Here is a 14,420-nt window from a genome sequence, read left to right as displayed (position 1 = left end):
GTGGTGAAACAGTCAGTACGCGTTATCGTTAACGACCATCGCCGGCAAGCCGGCTCCTACAATGATCTGAATGGGTGTTCAAACCAATGAAGGCCCCATAAAAAAGGCCCCGCTCGAATAAACGAGCGGGGCCTTTTGTTTGTCTCCGGTTTGCCAAACAAAGCTATTGTTAAGCGTATCCGCTGTTGGTCACTGGAGACTTGCGATGAAAAACAAGCTGATATTCCCGCTGTTGCTGGTTCTGACAAGTGTTGCTCAGGCAAACAGCGTCGACGGTGTCCCGTCATTCGCGGTGGAGTGCCCCGGCAAGTTTCTCGTCCAGGCGGATCAGGATGGGCCGGTCATGATCAACGGCAAGGAAGCAGACACCAAAATCATCAGTGAGCGCCGCTTCGAAGCCAAGGGCTCCGGCATCACCTTGTCAATTGTCCTCGCCGATGACGATTCGGTCGCCGTGACCTCCTCCGGCAAGGCCTCCAACGGCGTATGCCAGTCAGTGGATGACTGACGTCGCCTCAACGGTTCCCAGCAACAGTTCCATGAAGGCCACCGACGCCGCGCTGTGGTAGTTGTTTTTACGCCGCAGCAGCGCGGCCCCGCGTTTGGGCGCCTCCCCCAGCAACGGGATCCTGCGTAACGCGCGGTCCTGAGTGGCGATGGGTTCCGGAAGGATGGTGGCAATCGCCGTGTGGCGGATGACTTCCAGCAAGGTGCTGACCGAGTTCACCTCAATGGCCACTTTTGGCGTGATCTGCTGCTCAGCGAAATACTCATCGATTCGGGTTCGGGTGACGAAGTCCGTGGCCAACAGGGCAAATTCCAGCTGGGCCACCGCTTCAGCGGATAACGCGACACGGCTTTCGTACAACGGATGATCCCGCCCGACCATCACGCCCAGCGTCTCGGTAAACGCCGGGATCGACTCGATGTCGGCATTCCTGACCTGATCAAACGCAATGGCGATGTCCAGCGAGTCATCCAGCAGCCCGGCCTCAATGTCGTCCATCGACAACTCGAAAATCTCCAGGTGAATGTTCGGATAGCGCGCCACGTAGTCGCGCACCAATGGCCCGACCAGATACGCCATGAACGTCGGCGTCATCGCCAATCGCAACGTCCCCCGGGACAAGTCCTTCACGTCATGCAACGCCCGTTTACCCGCCTCCAGCTCCACCAGCACCCGCCGAGCGCACTCGATGTAGGCCTCACCCGCATCGGTCGGCTTGACCGTGCGCGAGGTGCGGTCGAACAGGCTCACGCCGAGGGCTTCCTCCAGTTGGCGGATCTGTTGCGACAAGGTCGGTTGGGACACGTGCAATGCCTCGGCAGCACGGGTGAAGCCGCCGTGGTCGGCGACCGCCAGCAAGTAGCGCAAATGTCGGAGCAACATCGGGATCAACCTATAGGCAGGGCTTATGCAATGCATTGTATATCGGTCTTGGACGCTATGAATCAATCGGCAGAAGATTGCTTCACACCCAAGCAGTACTCAACCCGATAGGAGATTCACCATGCAACAGTCCCACGCTTACAACGACCCGAGCCTGGCCCTGACCACTTCGATCCTCGATGCCAAGGCGCGTAAGAACCTGTCGTGGCAGGACCTGACCGACGGCACCGGCCTCGGCCTGGCCTACGTCACCGCCGCCCTGCTCGGTCAGCACCCACTGCCGGAAAGCGCCGCCAAAGTGATTGGCGAGAAGCTCGACCTGGACGCCGACACCGTGGCCCGCCTGCAAATCATTCCACTGCGCGGCAGCCTCTCTGGCGTGCCGACCGACCCGACCATCTACCGCTTCTACGAAATGATCCAGATCTACGGCACCACGCTCAAAGCCCTGGTTCATGAACAGTTCGGCGACGGCATCATCAGCGCGATCAACTTCAAGCTCGACATGAAAAAAGTCGAAGACCCGGAAGGCGGCTCCCGCGCCGTGATCACCCTCGACGGCAAGTTCCTGCCACTGCGTCCTTTCTGACTTGATCCCGGCCCGCACTAAAGTGCGGGCCAGTTCCAGAACCCCGCTTGTTTCTTTGTTCACCACATTGGTCTGGAGGATGCCCCATGAAAAAAATTCTGTTGGTGCTGTCGTTGTTAGCGGGCATGTCTGCCCAGGTTCACGCAGAAGAAACGGCCGTCGCGTACGAGTACGGCATGAAACTGGACATCGCGCATGTCGTGAGCATCACGCCGATTGCCGATGAATGCGGGGTCGTCCCTGTGAAAATGACGTACCAGGACTCCACAGGCGCCACCCACATTCTGGACTACAGCGTGTTTGGCACCGGCTGCTCGAACTGATCCCCCCATCATTTGAAAGGAAATTCCCCATGAAAGCGCTCATCGACGGTTTTTTGAAGTTCCAGACGGAAGCCTTCCCACAGCGGACCGACCTGTTCAAACACCTGGCCACCACGCAACACCCCGGCACGCTGTTCATCACCTGTTCCGACAGCCGTGTCGTACCGGAACTGCTGACCCAGCAAGAACCCGGCGAACTGTTCGTGATCCGTAACGCCGGCAATATCGTGCCCTCCTACAGCCCGCATCCGGGCGGTGTATCGGCCACGGTCGAATACGCGGTGGCCGTACTGGGCGTCACCGACATCGTGATTTGCGGCCATTCGGATTGTGGCGCGATGACAGCCGTCGCCAGCTGCAAATGCATGGATCACCTGCCCGCCGTCAGCGGCTGGTTGCAACATGCGGAATCGGCGAAGGTCATCAACGAATCCCGGCCTCATGCCAGCGACGCGGCGAAAGTGAGTTCGATGGTGCGGGAAAACGTGATCGCGCAACTGGCGAACATTCAAACGCACCCGAGCGTGCGACTGGCTCAGGAAAAAGGCCTGCTGAACCTGCATGGCTGGGTCTACGACATCGAAACCGGTTCGATCGATGCACTGGATGCCAACAGCCGCACGTTCGTGTCGCTGGCCGAACGCCCGAGCACGTGCGCCGTTCACGGCAAAGCGGTTGAAGCGGCTTGATCCGTGTACCAGAGGGCCATCGCCCTCAGCTGGCACCTTGCAGCCAATCAGCATCCGCGCTCAATAACCGCGAAGTGAAAATGCAGCGCGCCCGATTCACGGAAGCGCTGCACCCCGCTTTATTTGTCTTCCGGTTTGGCTGACGAGGATGGCCGGATCTCCGGGTTTTCCTCGGCGTTGGGCGGTGTTGGAAAGCTTCCAGGCGTGAACACGTGAGTCAGCAATTCCCTGGCATCGATTTCATTGACACCACTGACCGTGCGAGCCAGCGCAACAGCCTGCTCACATTGCTTATGCGTGTTGACGCGACCACTCAACATCACCATTCCCGCGAGGGTTTTGACATGGACTTGCAGGCCAAGGGTCGGATCGGCCAACGCCAAGGCCGACTTCACCCGGGCTGTCAGCCACGCGTCATGCGCGGCCAATTCCAGCTTATGAGAGTAATGATCGAAGGATTGAAGTTTCATGGCGGACCCCTGTCTCAAGACGCAGTCGCAGACACCCTTAATTATAGTGCGGTCTGCGCTTGAGGTCGGGTTGTCAGCGTTTGACCGACAGATCGATCTGCGTCATGCGACTACGGATCGTGAACACACCGTCGCCCGAGAGAATCGCGCTGCGAGCGAACAGGCGACCACTCTCCCAGTTCGAAAGCCCCAGTTCCGGCTTGTTCAGCGCGTACTGCCCGTCAACCCAACGGGTAATCCCGTTGCCGACAAAAGGTGCGTTGACCGCGTTGTAGAAGCGCTCATGCGCCTCGGCATCTTCACTGATCAACGACACGGTGAATTGCGGGCTGTAGCGATTGAACAAGGCGATGGCCTGGCCCAGGTCGTCGACGATCTTGAGGCTAACTTCCGGGGTTTCTTCCCACTCCCACTCGCGGCCCAACTGGTCTTCGGGCAGTGGTTCGGCCAACGCTTCAGTCTGGTAGCCGTCAGGACGATAGACCTCGACGGTTGCACTCCGCCAACGGCCAGGCAAATACGTTTCGCTGCCCTCGACGATGTGCAACTTGCAGCCCTCTTCCCGGGCGCTGCCGGCTTTTTCCAAGGCGTCCAGAAACAGCGGCACCAGTTCGGCGGCGCGGTCGCGGTGGATCAGGCAGACGTTCAGGGTGTTGCAGACTTTACGGTCCAGGGAATTGCGCACGACGGCGGCAAAACGCTTGGCGTCGGCGTCCTTGTCGGCGACCAGCCAGGCGCCACCGGTGCCATGCAGGCTGACGGCAGTGCCGACCTGTTGCGCGATGCTGCCCAACTGACTGACCGCACGCCCCGAACCACGGGCCACCGCCAACGACAGACGACGGTCGGCGAACATGGCCCAACCGGCGGCGTGATTGACGCTTTCCACCAGCGACACTGCGCCCACCGGCAAACCGGCCTCACTCAATGCCGGATTCAACGCGTGGGTGACAATGGCTTGCGCCGTGCCCAAGGCATCGCTGCCAATGCGCAGCACCGCGGTGTTGCCGGTGCGCAACACGCCGGCGGCGTCGGCGAAGACATTCGGCCGGCCCTCGAAGACGAAGGCGACGATGCCCAACGGCGAAACCACCTGCTCGACTTTCCAGCCGTCATGCTCGACGCAACTGATCACTTTGCCGCGCGTGGCTGACGCATCGCGCCAGGCCCTGAGGCCCGCGATCATGTCACGACGCATGCGCTCATCGGCCAGCAACCGTGTGGTGGAGCGTCCACGCGACTTGGCCCATTCGATGTCGGCCCGGTTGGCCGCTTCGATCAAGTCCCAGCAGTCCTGGTTTTCCAGGCGTTGGGCAAAAAGGTCGAAAAACGCACTGATCGCCTGATCGGAAACGGCGGACATCGCCGTAAACGCCGCTTCAGCCCGCTCGATCGCGACCGCCGCCGCTTTCTGGTCCGCAACGGGAATCAGCAACAACTCGCCGCTGACCTGCTCCACCAACAGGTGGTCCCCGGGCTGAAAGCGCAAGGCCAGTTCGGGGCTGACCACAGTAACGCGGTTACCAGCGAAAGGGATTGGCGTGCCAGCGACTAGACGTTCGAGCGCAAGAGACATGAAGCGGTTTCACCATGCAATGGGCGGTCAGAAAATGTATAGCAAAATTTCTGGAGCGTCATTAACCGGTGGCCATCCGGCGCATTTCGTTCGATTGCAAAACCGTACGCAAATCCCCTGTAGGAGCCGGCTTGCCGGCGATGGACGTCAACGATAACGCGGGCTGTCTGAATAAACGCGTTGCCCCGACGGTTTTCGCCGGCAAGCCGGCTCCTACAGGGGAATGCGTACGAACAAAGAGACAGCTCGCCTCGGCGGCTGTGGCGGTAGTCGCGCCGGCCACAACCCCGCGCTATCAGAACACCGACCAGCCAATTCGCTGGCTCAACAACTCCAGCGCGGCCATGCCCACGAGTGAGTTACCGGCGGCGTTGAGTTCCGGCGACCAGACGCACACCGTGAACTGCCCCGGCACCACCGCGACGATCCCGCCGCCCACGCCGCTCTTGCCGGGCAAACCGACGCGATAGGCGAAGTTGCCCGCCTCGTCGTAGAGGCCGCTGGTGGCCATGATGGAATTGACTTGCTGGGTCTGGCGGCCGCTGAGGATCTGTTCGCCGCTGTGCTTGCAGAAGCCGTCGTTGGCCAGGAAGCAGAACGCCCGCGCCAGGTCCACGCAGCTCATGCGCAAGGCGCAATGGCTGAAGTAGCTGCGCAGCACCGCTTCGACATCGTTGTGAAAATTGCCGAAGGATTGCATCAGGTACGCCATGGCGGCGTTGCGCGCCCGGTGCTGGTATTCGGACTCGGCGACCTTGCCGTCCACCATGACTTGCGGATTGCCCGACAGGCGCCGGACGAAATCGCGCATCGACAAGGCCGGTGCGGCAAAGCGCGACTGATTGATGTCGCAAATCACCAGTGCGCCGGCATTGATGAACGGATTGCGCGGGCGCCCGCGTTCGAATTCCAGCTGCACCAGCGAGTTGAACGGCTGCCCGGAAGGCTCGTGCCCCAGGCGTTGCCAGATCGCTTCGCCGGAATGCTCGATGGCCTGCACCAGGCTGAACACCTTGGAAATACTCTGCACCGAGAACGGCGTGTGGGCGTCACCGGCGCAAAACAGCTCGCCGTCGTTGCCGTACACGGCGATACCCAGTTGATTGGCCGGCACGGTGCCGAGGGCAGGAATGTAGTCAGCCACCTTGCCCTGACCGATCAGGGGCCGAACTGCGTCAAGGATCTCGTTCAACAGCGCTTGCATGCCGGGTTCCGAAGTCTCGCCCCAAGGGATTGCGGGGACACTGACGCTAGACGCTGGTGGTCAGCAGCGGATCACAGTTGTGAATTGGAATGCCATTGTAGGAGCCGGCTTGCCGGCGATAGCGGTGGTTCAGTCGACACATTTATCGCCTGAACGGACGCTATCGCCAGCAAGCCGGCTCCTACAGGAGTTTGTGTAGGCCAAGGAAATTTCGGGGGTTACGTATCAGAGTGTGTACAGCCCCGTCCTTGACACACCCCGGCCATAAAACCCCACCCCAACGACACATCGCAGATACACCCGATTGATGAAATGTGCCTGTCGATTGGCTCAGCCGATCAAAGCGCTCAACTCACTCAATGCTACGGAGTATCACCATGTTCAAGCTCTCGACTTCCTCCCTGACCCTCGGCCTGATCATCGCCGGCGGCCTGGCCCTGTCCAACGTCGCGTCGGCCTCCGAGTCCGAAGCGTTCAGCATGAAACAGCTGGCCCACGGCTACAGCCAGGCCCACGCCGACACCGCGGAAAAACCGGCTGAAGGCAAATGCGGCGAAGGCAAGTGCGGCGCCGGCGAGTAACCCTTGCGCGGGGCCGCGAGCCCCGCATCCCTGACTGAACGGAGACCACGTCCATGAACTCTGCAATCTCGTCGGCCGTGAAAGGCCTGCACCTGAATCTCGACCGTGCCGGTAGCTGGCTCGCCCCATTGACCCTGCGGTTGTTCATTGCCTGGGAATTTTTCGAGTCAGGCCTGGAAAAATGGAATGGCGAAAACTGGTTCGCCGACATTCAGGATCGCTTTCCGTTTCCCTTCGACCAGATACCGGCGACGCTGAACTGGGAACTGTCGATGTGGGCCGAACTGCTTTGTGCCCTCGCCATCCTCGTCGGCCTTGGCACGCGGATTTCGGCCATCGCGTTGATCGTGGTCACCCTTGTGGCGACGGCCGCCGTCCACTGGCCGGCCGATTGGTCTACATTGAGTGAGCTTGCTCAGGGTTACTCCATCAGCAACAAGGGCTACGGCAACTTCAAACTGCCGCTGATTTACCTCGCCGCCCTGATGCCGCTGTTGCTCTCGGGTGCCGGCAAGCTCAGTCTCGATACGTTGTTGGCTCGCTTCTTCTGGCGTCGCAACCACCGCTGAGGCGCCGGCGTTTCGATAACGTACCTGCCACTCCCAATAGAACAGGAGCAATCGCCATGAGTCTCACTCTCTACGGTTTTGACGGCAGTACTTATGTGCGCACAGTGAAGATGTTGCTGGTGGAAAAAGACGCGGACTTCGAGCAGGTGCAGGTCAACGTGATCAAAGGGGAACCGCACCTGCCGGAGCATCTGGTGCGTCACCCGTTCGGCAAGGTGCCCGTCGTCGACCACGACGGCTTTCGGGTGATCGAAACCGGCGCGATCATTGCCTACCTGGACGAAGTCCTGCCCGGCCCGTCAATCACCCCGGACAACGCCCACGACCGTGCGCGCACCCACATGGCCCAGGGCATTTATGATTCCTACGGTTATGGCGCGCTGGTCTCGGTGTTCGGCTACCATCTGTTTCCCGACTTCATTGGCGGGCAGAATGAGGATTCGCGCCGCCAAGGCATCGAGAACTCGAAACGAGTGCTGCGCGAGTTGATGAAGATTAAAGGCACCGATCCGTATATCGCCGGCCTTGAACCGAGCATCGGCGACTTCTACCTGGCACCGGGTTGCGCCTACATCGCGATGACCCCGGATGCGCCGCAGGTATTTGCCGTGGACGGCTTCAACAGCTGGTGGAAACGGATGCAGGGGCTGACGAGCTTCAAAGCCACACAGCCGCATTAAGCTACGCCCCAACTCACTTGCGAAGACAGGAGCCACCATGAGCGTGACCACCCAATGGATCGAGATCGACAGCGCTGAAGGTAAATTCGGCGCTTACCTGGCGATTCCGCATACCCGCAAAGGCCCGGGGATTGTGCTGCTCCAGGAGATCTTCGGTGTGAATGAACACATCCGCTCGGTCGCCGAGCAATATGCCGCCGACGGCTACCTGGTAATCGTGCCGGACCTGTTCTGGCGCAACGGCCCGCGCATTGAACTGACCTACGACGAAGCCGGCTGGAAACGTGCCGTTGAATTGATGAACGCCACCGACGTCGGCAAAGCGCAGAAAGACATCGAGCTGGCCATCGACGCTTTGAAAGCACAACCGGGTCTGGATGGCGGCATTGCCTCCATCGGCTACTGCTTCGGCGGCTTGCTCTCCTACCACACCGCTGCCAATGGGCTGGTGGACGTGGCGATCGCCTATTACGGCGGCGGCATCCAGAACCAACTGGACCGCGCCGATGAAATCGAAGTGCCGCTGCTGATGCACTTCGGTGAACAGGACAGCCACATCCCGCTGGAAGCCGTGGAGAAAATCGCCGAGCGTTTCGACAACAACGATAACGTTGAAATCGTGGTTTACCCGGAAGCCGAGCATGGCTTCAACTGCTCGCATCGCGACAGCTACAACCAGCGTGCCGCGGCTGAAGCCCATGGCAATACGCTGATCTTCCTGGGCATGGAACTCTAAGACCGACACGCTTTTGGTAGGAGCCTGGCTTGCCGGCGATGGCGATTTCAAAGACGCCTTCGCCAGCAAGCCGGCTCCTACGGATCACAGGTGTGTTCGGGGTCGCGGGTTGACGCAAAACCTGTAGGAGCCTGGCTTGCCGGCGATGGCGATTTCAAAGACGCCTTCGCCAGCAAGCCGGCTCCTACGGATCACAGGTGTGTTCGGGATCGCGGGTTGACGCAAAACCTGTAGGAGCCTGGCTTGCTGGCGATGGCGATTTCAAAGACGCCATCGCCGGCAAGCCGGCTCCTACAAATCTCGGGTGTGTTCGGGATCGCGGGTTGACGCACAACCTGTAGGAGCCGGCTTGCTGGCGATGGCGATTTCACTGACGCCATCGCCGGCAAGCCTGGCTCCTACAGATCTCGGGTGTGTTCGGGATCGCGGGTTGACGCAAAACCTGTAGGAGCCGGCTTGCTGCGGGCGGCTTGCCGACGATGGCGATTTCAAAGACGCCTTCGCCGGCAAGCCGTGCTCCTACAGGTGAAGCGTTTACCGGTTGATCGTCATGACTTCCATAATCACAACTCTTCCGCTTGCGCAGTGTCGGCCAGCTTCGGCTGTGCGTTGCGCTCATGCACATGGCGATGCGGTGTCCGGTCGATGTTCAGGCTGAGGATTTCCGGACGGCTGTAGTGGCCGCGCCCATCCATCTGACGCTTGCGCACTTCGATCTGGAACAAGTCGATGTCGGCAATGACTTCACCTTCACCTTCGGTCAGTGCGCCGACGACTTCACCTTGCGGATCGATGATCGCGGTGTAGCAACCACCGGAGATCGGACCAATGCCGCAACCGGTGTCAGCCATGATTTGCGCCTGCTGTTCCGGGTACAGCCAGGCCGTCGAGTTCACCACGAAACACGCCGATTCCAGCGCGTGCATGCGGATGCTGACTTCCATCTGGCGGGTAAACCGCTCACCGGCGAACGAACCGGGGTACATCGAGGCGTGGATCTGTTCGCCATCTTCGATCAGGGCATAACGCGCCAGCGGATTGTAGTGTTCCCAGCAAGCCAGTTGACCAATGCGGCCAACAGCGCTGTCGATTGCGCGCAGGCCGGAACCATCGCCCATGCCCCAGATCATCCGCTCATGATAGGTCGGCGAAATCTTGCGACGGGCCTGAATCAGGGTGCCGTCCGCATCGAACAGCAATTGCGTGTTGTACAGGGTACTGCCATCGCGCTCGTTGACGCCGATGGACACCACCATGTTGGCGTCCTTGGCGGCTTTGCCAATGGCATCGGTGGTCGCGGAAGGCACGACGACCGCCTGATCGAGCAATTTGTAGTGCTCGGAACCCATTTCGAACGGCGCCTGCACAAAGGAAAAGTACGGGTAGTACGGCACGATGGTTTCCGGAAAAACGGCGAACTGCACGCCTTTCTCGCCAAGTTCACGGATCTTGTTGACGACCTTTTCTACAGTGCCTTCACGGCTGTAGAGCACAGGTGCGATCTGGACGGCAGCGGCTTTGACGATGGTCATGGCGGTGATCTCAGTGGGGAATGGGCTTCAACGAGACCGAGATTACGCCAATAATATTTTGGCTCAAATGTCGAATACACCACCTTTTAAGCCACGCAGATAGCGATTTCAAATACGCCATCGCCAGCAAGCTGGCTCCTACAGATTACGCGGAGGTTCGGAATTGTGGGTTCACGCAAGTCAGCCTCGATTCGCACGCTGGATGACCTGCGGCGGTTGGCCGAAGGCGCGAATAAACGCCCGGCGCATCCGCTCGCGATCACCAAAACCGGTCTCTGTCGCCACCACATCGATTGCGTGCCGGCCGGTTTCCATCATCAGGCGCGCGGCCTCCACCCGCAGGTTTTCAATAGCCTTGGCAGGAGACTGACCGGTTTCAGCATGGAAGACGCGACTGAACTGTCGCGGGCTGAGGTTGGCGGCACTGGCCAGTTCCTCGACCGACAACTCGGACTTCAAATGCTGCTTGGCATAGGTCAACGCGGCTTGAATGCGGTCAGTCTTGGGCTCGAGTTCAAGCATCACCGAAAACTGCGACTGCCCGCCCGCGCGCCGGTGGTAGACCACCAATTGCCGGGCCACCCGCCGCGCCACTTCTGCACCGAGGTCACTTTCCACCAGGGCCAATGCAAGATCGACGCAGGCACTCATACCGGCAGCGGTCCAGACGTTGCCGTCGTTGATGAAGATCCGGTCCTCCTCCACCTTCACCTTCGGGTAGGCCCGCTGCAGCGCCGGTGCATGGCACCAATGCGTGGTCGCTCGCCGCCCATCGAGCAGACCGGCCTCGGCCAGCGCGATGGCACCGGTGCAGATCGATCCGACCCGGCGAGAGCTCTGACTGGCGCTGCGCAGAAACGCCACCATGCCCGATGAAACCGGACGGATCAGGTTGTCGCCCATTACCAGCAGCGTGTCGAACGAGCGCTGATCGAACGCGGTGGTTTCCACGCCGAAACCGGCGGAGGTCTGCACCGTCCCGCCGTGTTCCGACAACAAGGTGAGGCTGTACACCGGCTCGTCGGCGGCGCCGTTGGCCATTTCAAACGCCGCACACATGGCCAGGCCCAGCACCTGGAATTCGGGGTAAACGATGAGGCCGATCTCGTGCATGACGCCAATTCCTGATGACCGCAAAGGAGGCTTGATAGCTTTTAAGGCCATCTAACTTGCACTGTACGCCCTGATCAGGTCTACACCTAACGGAAAGCCGTTGGCCGACAACACGAGGCGCCGGCCGTGGTCGATGCGTTGAACTATGCGAAGTTCTGAAGGAATAGCGGCTGGCACTCAGTGCCGAGACATCAACCCATGCAGCACACCGAACCTCAAACCGGGCTCGGAGGGTGTCATGTGCGAGACGCCGAAGACTTTGAACGCTGCGAGCATCAGCACCAGCCCACCGGGCAGGATGCTCAGGCGGTGACTTTGCAGGCCTGCGAGCCTGAGTTGATTGACGTGCCCCACTTCCAGCAGGCGCAGCGACAAACGCAACAGGCCGCTGTAGGTAATGCCGCTCTGGCCTTCGTCGTTCAAACCGTTGGCCTTGAGCACTTTGGCGAGCATTCGTGCGGTGCCTGATGAGCCGATCACCTGCTGCCAGCCCAGCGAGCGATAACGGCGCGCCACGCGCTCGAATTGCAAGGTGGCGACACGCTCGGCTTCCAGCAGCGCCGGGGCCGTGATGCGCCCTCCTTGAAAATAACGCGCACCAAAGGTGCCGCTGCCGATGGCAATGCTCTCGGTCAACAGCGGCTGCGCGCCCTGCCCGAGGATCAATTCCGTGGAGCCGCCACCGACGTCGATCACCAGCCGTTTGCGTTCCGTACCGGGGACCGTGTGAGCCACACCGGCGTAAACCAGCCGCGCTTCTTCATGCCCGGAGATCACGTCGATGCGAAAACCCAGATGCCGCTCTGCGCTGGCCAGGAACAATTGGGCATTGTCGGCTTCACGCACGGCGCTGGTCGCCACCGCCCGCACACGACCGGGCTCAAAGCCGCGTAACTTTTTGCCGAATCGCGCGAGTGCCTGCCATCCGCGATCCAGTGCCATTTCGTCCAGCGCACCGCCCTGAAAACCCTCCGCCAGACGCACTGGCTCGCGCAGGGTTTTCACCTCCTGGATCACCAGTTGCTGATTCCGCTTGACCGACTGGCCGATCATCATGCGAAACGCATTGGAACCCAGGTCGATGGCCGCAAACAGGGAGGCATCTCCTTTCATTGAGGTATTCCTTGCAAATTCATCTGTCAGCAGACCCAGGCCCGCTGAACGTTCAAGACGGTTTGCAAGAATTTTTACATGGGTTCGATGACATCCAGATGACATCGCTAATGGGCCTCTCCACCCTTGGGCTTATAGAAGAGAAACATGCTGGTTTCGGTGGTCTTGATGTACTTGCTGGCCCAATCGGGGTTCACGTTGCGGTCGTGAAAATACATTGCGCCGTGGGTGCGGTCGTTGAGCTGCTTGTTGAGTGCCTTGCGCGCGATTTCCTTGGCGATCGTGTATTGGGTTTCTTCCTGGACCTGATCGGAACGCCCGTCACACCACCAGGAAAACTGGCAATTCTTGGTTTCAGAACCTTGTTTGACCACCGCGCACACCGTGTCCGGAAAGCCCTCATGGCCCAGGCGATTCATCACCACGCTGGCCACGGCTTCCATGTCGGCGGAGGATTTGCCCTTGGCTTCCCAATAAATGGAGCGCGCCAGGCAGGTGATTGCATCGTCCAGCGGCGACGCGCCTGCCGGGTCGACCGCCTGCACTTCGGAGGTGGTAATCGCTTCGGACTTGGGCACCGGCACATCGGCCCCCTTCTCCGCCGCTTTCTGTTCCAGCACTTCGGCCTTGTTTTCGGCCGCTTCCTTTTTTTGTTCCTGTTCAGTCGCCGCTGCCTGGCCGCCGAGTAGCGTGATTGCAAAGCAGGTCGCTATCCAAATCAAGCGCATGATCGACCCTTCTGAGTGGACTGGATTCAAGCATCAAACTGTCGACGCTGAGCGCCCCTGGCCGGCGACATCGCTTGATTGTAGTTGCCCGTTTTCATTTCGACAGACAGCCGACAACCTGTATTTCGGTGTGAAAAGGCATTGCGCTCACGGGGGTGAAATCGCGCATCATGGGCGCAGTCCGAACAAGGGAGATTTCCATGCGTGTCCTGCCACCCGTTTTGCGTCTTGCCACGTTGTCGCTGGGGCTGTTGTTCGCCATGAATGCGCTGGCGGCCGACGAGAAACAACTGATCGACTCGATCAACGATTACCGCAGGCAGAACCAGCGGTGCGCAGGTCAGGTCTCGTCAGAACTGCCACCGCTGGCGGGTGATCCACGGTTGGTGTTGTCCGCCGCCAGCATCGGCAATCTGCAACAGGCCATGGTCGCCGCGAATTATCCGATGAAGAACGTGCAGGCGATCAGCCTGTCCGGGCCGCGCGATGCGGCGGCGGCGATGAAAGCGATCCAGGAGAGCTTTTGCCAGATCGTGCTCGATCCGCAATTCGTCGACATCGGCGTGAGCCGCCAGGACCGTGAATGGCGCATCGTGGTGGCCCGTCCATTGTTGAGCGCGCGCCTGGGCGACTGGCAGGCGGAAGGCCAGAAGCTGCTGGCCGAACTCAACGTCGCCCGCAGCCGTCCACGCCAGTGCGGCACGCAATCCTTTGCCGCCGCCACGCCGCTGACCTGGAACGCCACACTGGCAACAGCCGCCGAGACGCATGCGCGGTCCATGGCCAACAACAATTACTTCGATCACAAGGACCGCGACGGTCGCACGCCGGGTGACCGGGCAGAACTGGCGGGTTACAGCGGCCAGCAGATCGGCGAGAACATCGCCGCCGGGCAAGACAGCGTGCGCAAGGTCGTCGATGGCTGGGTCGCCAGCCCCGGCCACTGCGCGAACTTGATGAACCCGCAGTATCACGAGCTGGGCGCAGCGTATGCGGTGGACCCGAAGAGCGATTCGGGGATTTACTGGACAGTGATGTTTGGTTCTCCGTAAACCGCATCTCCTGTAGGAGCGAGCCTGCTCGCGATGGACTTCAGGGCGCCGCGCTCATTCAGGACAACGCGTTAT

Annotated in this window: 17 protein-coding genes; 9 read left to right on the top strand and 8 right to left on the bottom strand. The window is 60.3% G+C overall.

All coding sequences use genetic code 11. The features are described from left to right. Positions 1-205 precede the first annotated feature (205 nt). Complete coding sequence (locus KGA97_RS15815) at positions 206-508, top strand: hypothetical protein (RefSeq protein WP_008043969.1); 303 nt, start codon at positions 206-208, stop codon at positions 506-508. Here the strand turns inward: KGA97_RS15815 and cynR are convergent. Further along, positions 494-1,390 (bottom strand): transcriptional regulator CynR, encoded by an 897-nt coding sequence (cynR, locus tag KGA97_RS15810; RefSeq protein ID WP_223481067.1) that lies wholly within the window; start codon positions 1,388-1,390, stop codon positions 494-496. The genes KGA97_RS15815 and cynR overlap by 15 nt on opposite strands. A 121-nt stretch (positions 1,391-1,511) precedes the next feature. Between cynR and cynS the strand changes: the two genes are divergently transcribed. From cynS to KGA97_RS15795, 3 genes are all read left to right on the top strand, one after another. Continuing rightward, positions 1,512-1,979, top strand: a complete 468-nt coding sequence (cynS, locus tag KGA97_RS15805; RefSeq protein WP_008043963.1) for a cyanase — start codon at positions 1,512-1,514, stop codon at positions 1,977-1,979. Positions 1,980-2,065: 86 nt separating this feature from the next. Next, the gene (locus tag KGA97_RS15800; protein WP_223435671.1) at positions 2,066-2,302 is read left to right on the top strand and encodes a DUF2790 domain-containing protein; all 237 of its coding nucleotides are present in this window, start codon (positions 2,066-2,068) and stop codon (positions 2,300-2,302) included. A 29-nt stretch (positions 2,303-2,331) separates the two neighbouring features. Further along, positions 2,332-2,991, top strand: a complete 660-nt coding sequence (locus KGA97_RS15795; RefSeq protein ID WP_008043956.1) for a carbonic anhydrase — start codon at positions 2,332-2,334, stop codon at positions 2,989-2,991. A 119-nt stretch (positions 2,992-3,110) separates the two neighbouring features. On the opposite strand, the gene KGA97_RS15790 is transcribed toward KGA97_RS15795, so the two are convergent. The 3 genes from KGA97_RS15790 to glsB form a co-directional block, all read right to left on the bottom strand. After that, complete coding sequence (locus KGA97_RS15790) at positions 3,111-3,461, bottom strand: BON domain-containing protein (RefSeq protein WP_008043954.1); 351 nt, start codon at positions 3,459-3,461, stop codon at positions 3,111-3,113. Positions 3,462-3,534: 73 nt separating this feature from the next. After that, the gene (locus tag KGA97_RS15785) at positions 3,535-5,037 is read right to left on the bottom strand and encodes an aldehyde dehydrogenase family protein (protein ID WP_207284456.1); all 1,503 of its coding nucleotides are present in this window, start codon (positions 5,035-5,037) and stop codon (positions 3,535-3,537) included. Between the two features lie 295 nt (positions 5,038-5,332). Beyond that, a complete protein-coding gene (glsB, locus tag KGA97_RS15780) occupies positions 5,333-6,241 on the bottom strand; it encodes a glutaminase B (protein ID WP_223481066.1) in 909 nt (302 codons plus the stop codon). Between the two features lie 377 nt (positions 6,242-6,618). Here glsB and KGA97_RS15775 point away from each other — a divergent pair, with 377 nt between their 5' ends. Genes KGA97_RS15775 through KGA97_RS15760 form a run of 4 tightly spaced genes read left to right on the top strand, consistent with a single transcriptional unit; the run spans position 6,619 to position 8,807 of the window. Further along, entirely contained in the window at positions 6,619-6,822 is a 204-nt protein-coding gene (locus tag KGA97_RS15775; protein WP_008043946.1) for a hypothetical protein, read from the top strand. A gap of 53 nt (positions 6,823-6,875) precedes the next feature. Further along, complete coding sequence (locus KGA97_RS15770) at positions 6,876-7,391, top strand: DoxX family protein (RefSeq protein WP_008028137.1); 516 nt, start codon at positions 6,876-6,878, stop codon at positions 7,389-7,391. 56 nt (positions 7,392-7,447) lie between these two features. Next, a complete protein-coding gene (locus tag KGA97_RS15765; RefSeq protein WP_008043943.1) occupies positions 7,448-8,071 on the top strand; it encodes a glutathione S-transferase family protein in 624 nt (207 codons plus the stop codon). A gap of 37 nt (positions 8,072-8,108) precedes the next feature. Further along, the gene (locus KGA97_RS15760; RefSeq protein ID WP_223481065.1) at positions 8,109-8,807 is read left to right on the top strand and encodes a dienelactone hydrolase family protein; all 699 of its coding nucleotides are present in this window, start codon (positions 8,109-8,111) and stop codon (positions 8,805-8,807) included. Positions 8,808-9,370: 563 nt separating this feature from the next. On the opposite strand, the gene KGA97_RS15755 is transcribed toward KGA97_RS15760, so the two are convergent. The 4 genes from KGA97_RS15755 to KGA97_RS15740 all read right to left on the bottom strand — a co-directional run bounded on the left by KGA97_RS15755 (position 9,371) and on the right by KGA97_RS15740 (position 13,293). Further along, positions 9,371-10,339 carry a nitrilase-related carbon-nitrogen hydrolase gene (locus KGA97_RS15755; RefSeq protein ID WP_223481064.1) on the bottom strand — a complete coding sequence of 323 codons (969 nt, stop codon included), beginning with the start codon at positions 10,337-10,339 and terminating at the stop codon, positions 9,371-9,373. Between the two features lie 180 nt (positions 10,340-10,519). Next, the gene (locus KGA97_RS15750) at positions 10,520-11,452 is read right to left on the bottom strand and encodes a GlxA family transcriptional regulator (protein WP_008044201.1); all 933 of its coding nucleotides are present in this window, start codon (positions 11,450-11,452) and stop codon (positions 10,520-10,522) included. Positions 11,453-11,629: 177 nt separating this feature from the next. Next, entirely contained in the window at positions 11,630-12,565 is a 936-nt protein-coding gene (locus tag KGA97_RS15745) for a phosphatase (RefSeq protein WP_008024127.1), read from the bottom strand. A 107-nt stretch (positions 12,566-12,672) separates the two neighbouring features. Then, positions 12,673-13,293, bottom strand: coding sequence for a cell wall hydrolase (locus tag KGA97_RS15740; RefSeq protein WP_192229308.1), 621 nt, complete (start codon positions 13,291-13,293; stop codon positions 12,673-12,675). 200 nt (positions 13,294-13,493) lie between these two features. Between KGA97_RS15740 and KGA97_RS15735 the strand changes: the two genes are divergently transcribed. Continuing rightward, positions 13,494-14,345 (top strand): CAP domain-containing protein, encoded by an 852-nt coding sequence (locus KGA97_RS15735; RefSeq protein ID WP_223481063.1) that lies wholly within the window; start codon positions 13,494-13,496, stop codon positions 14,343-14,345. The last annotated feature ends 75 nt before the right edge of the window (positions 14,346-14,420 follow it).

Source organism: Pseudomonas sp. BF-B-15 (genome assembly GCF_019946675.1).
Taxonomy (GTDB): domain Bacteria; phylum Pseudomonadota; class Gammaproteobacteria; order Pseudomonadales; family Pseudomonadaceae; genus Aquipseudomonas; species Aquipseudomonas migulae.
This window is presented reverse-complemented; position numbering and strand designations above follow the sequence as displayed.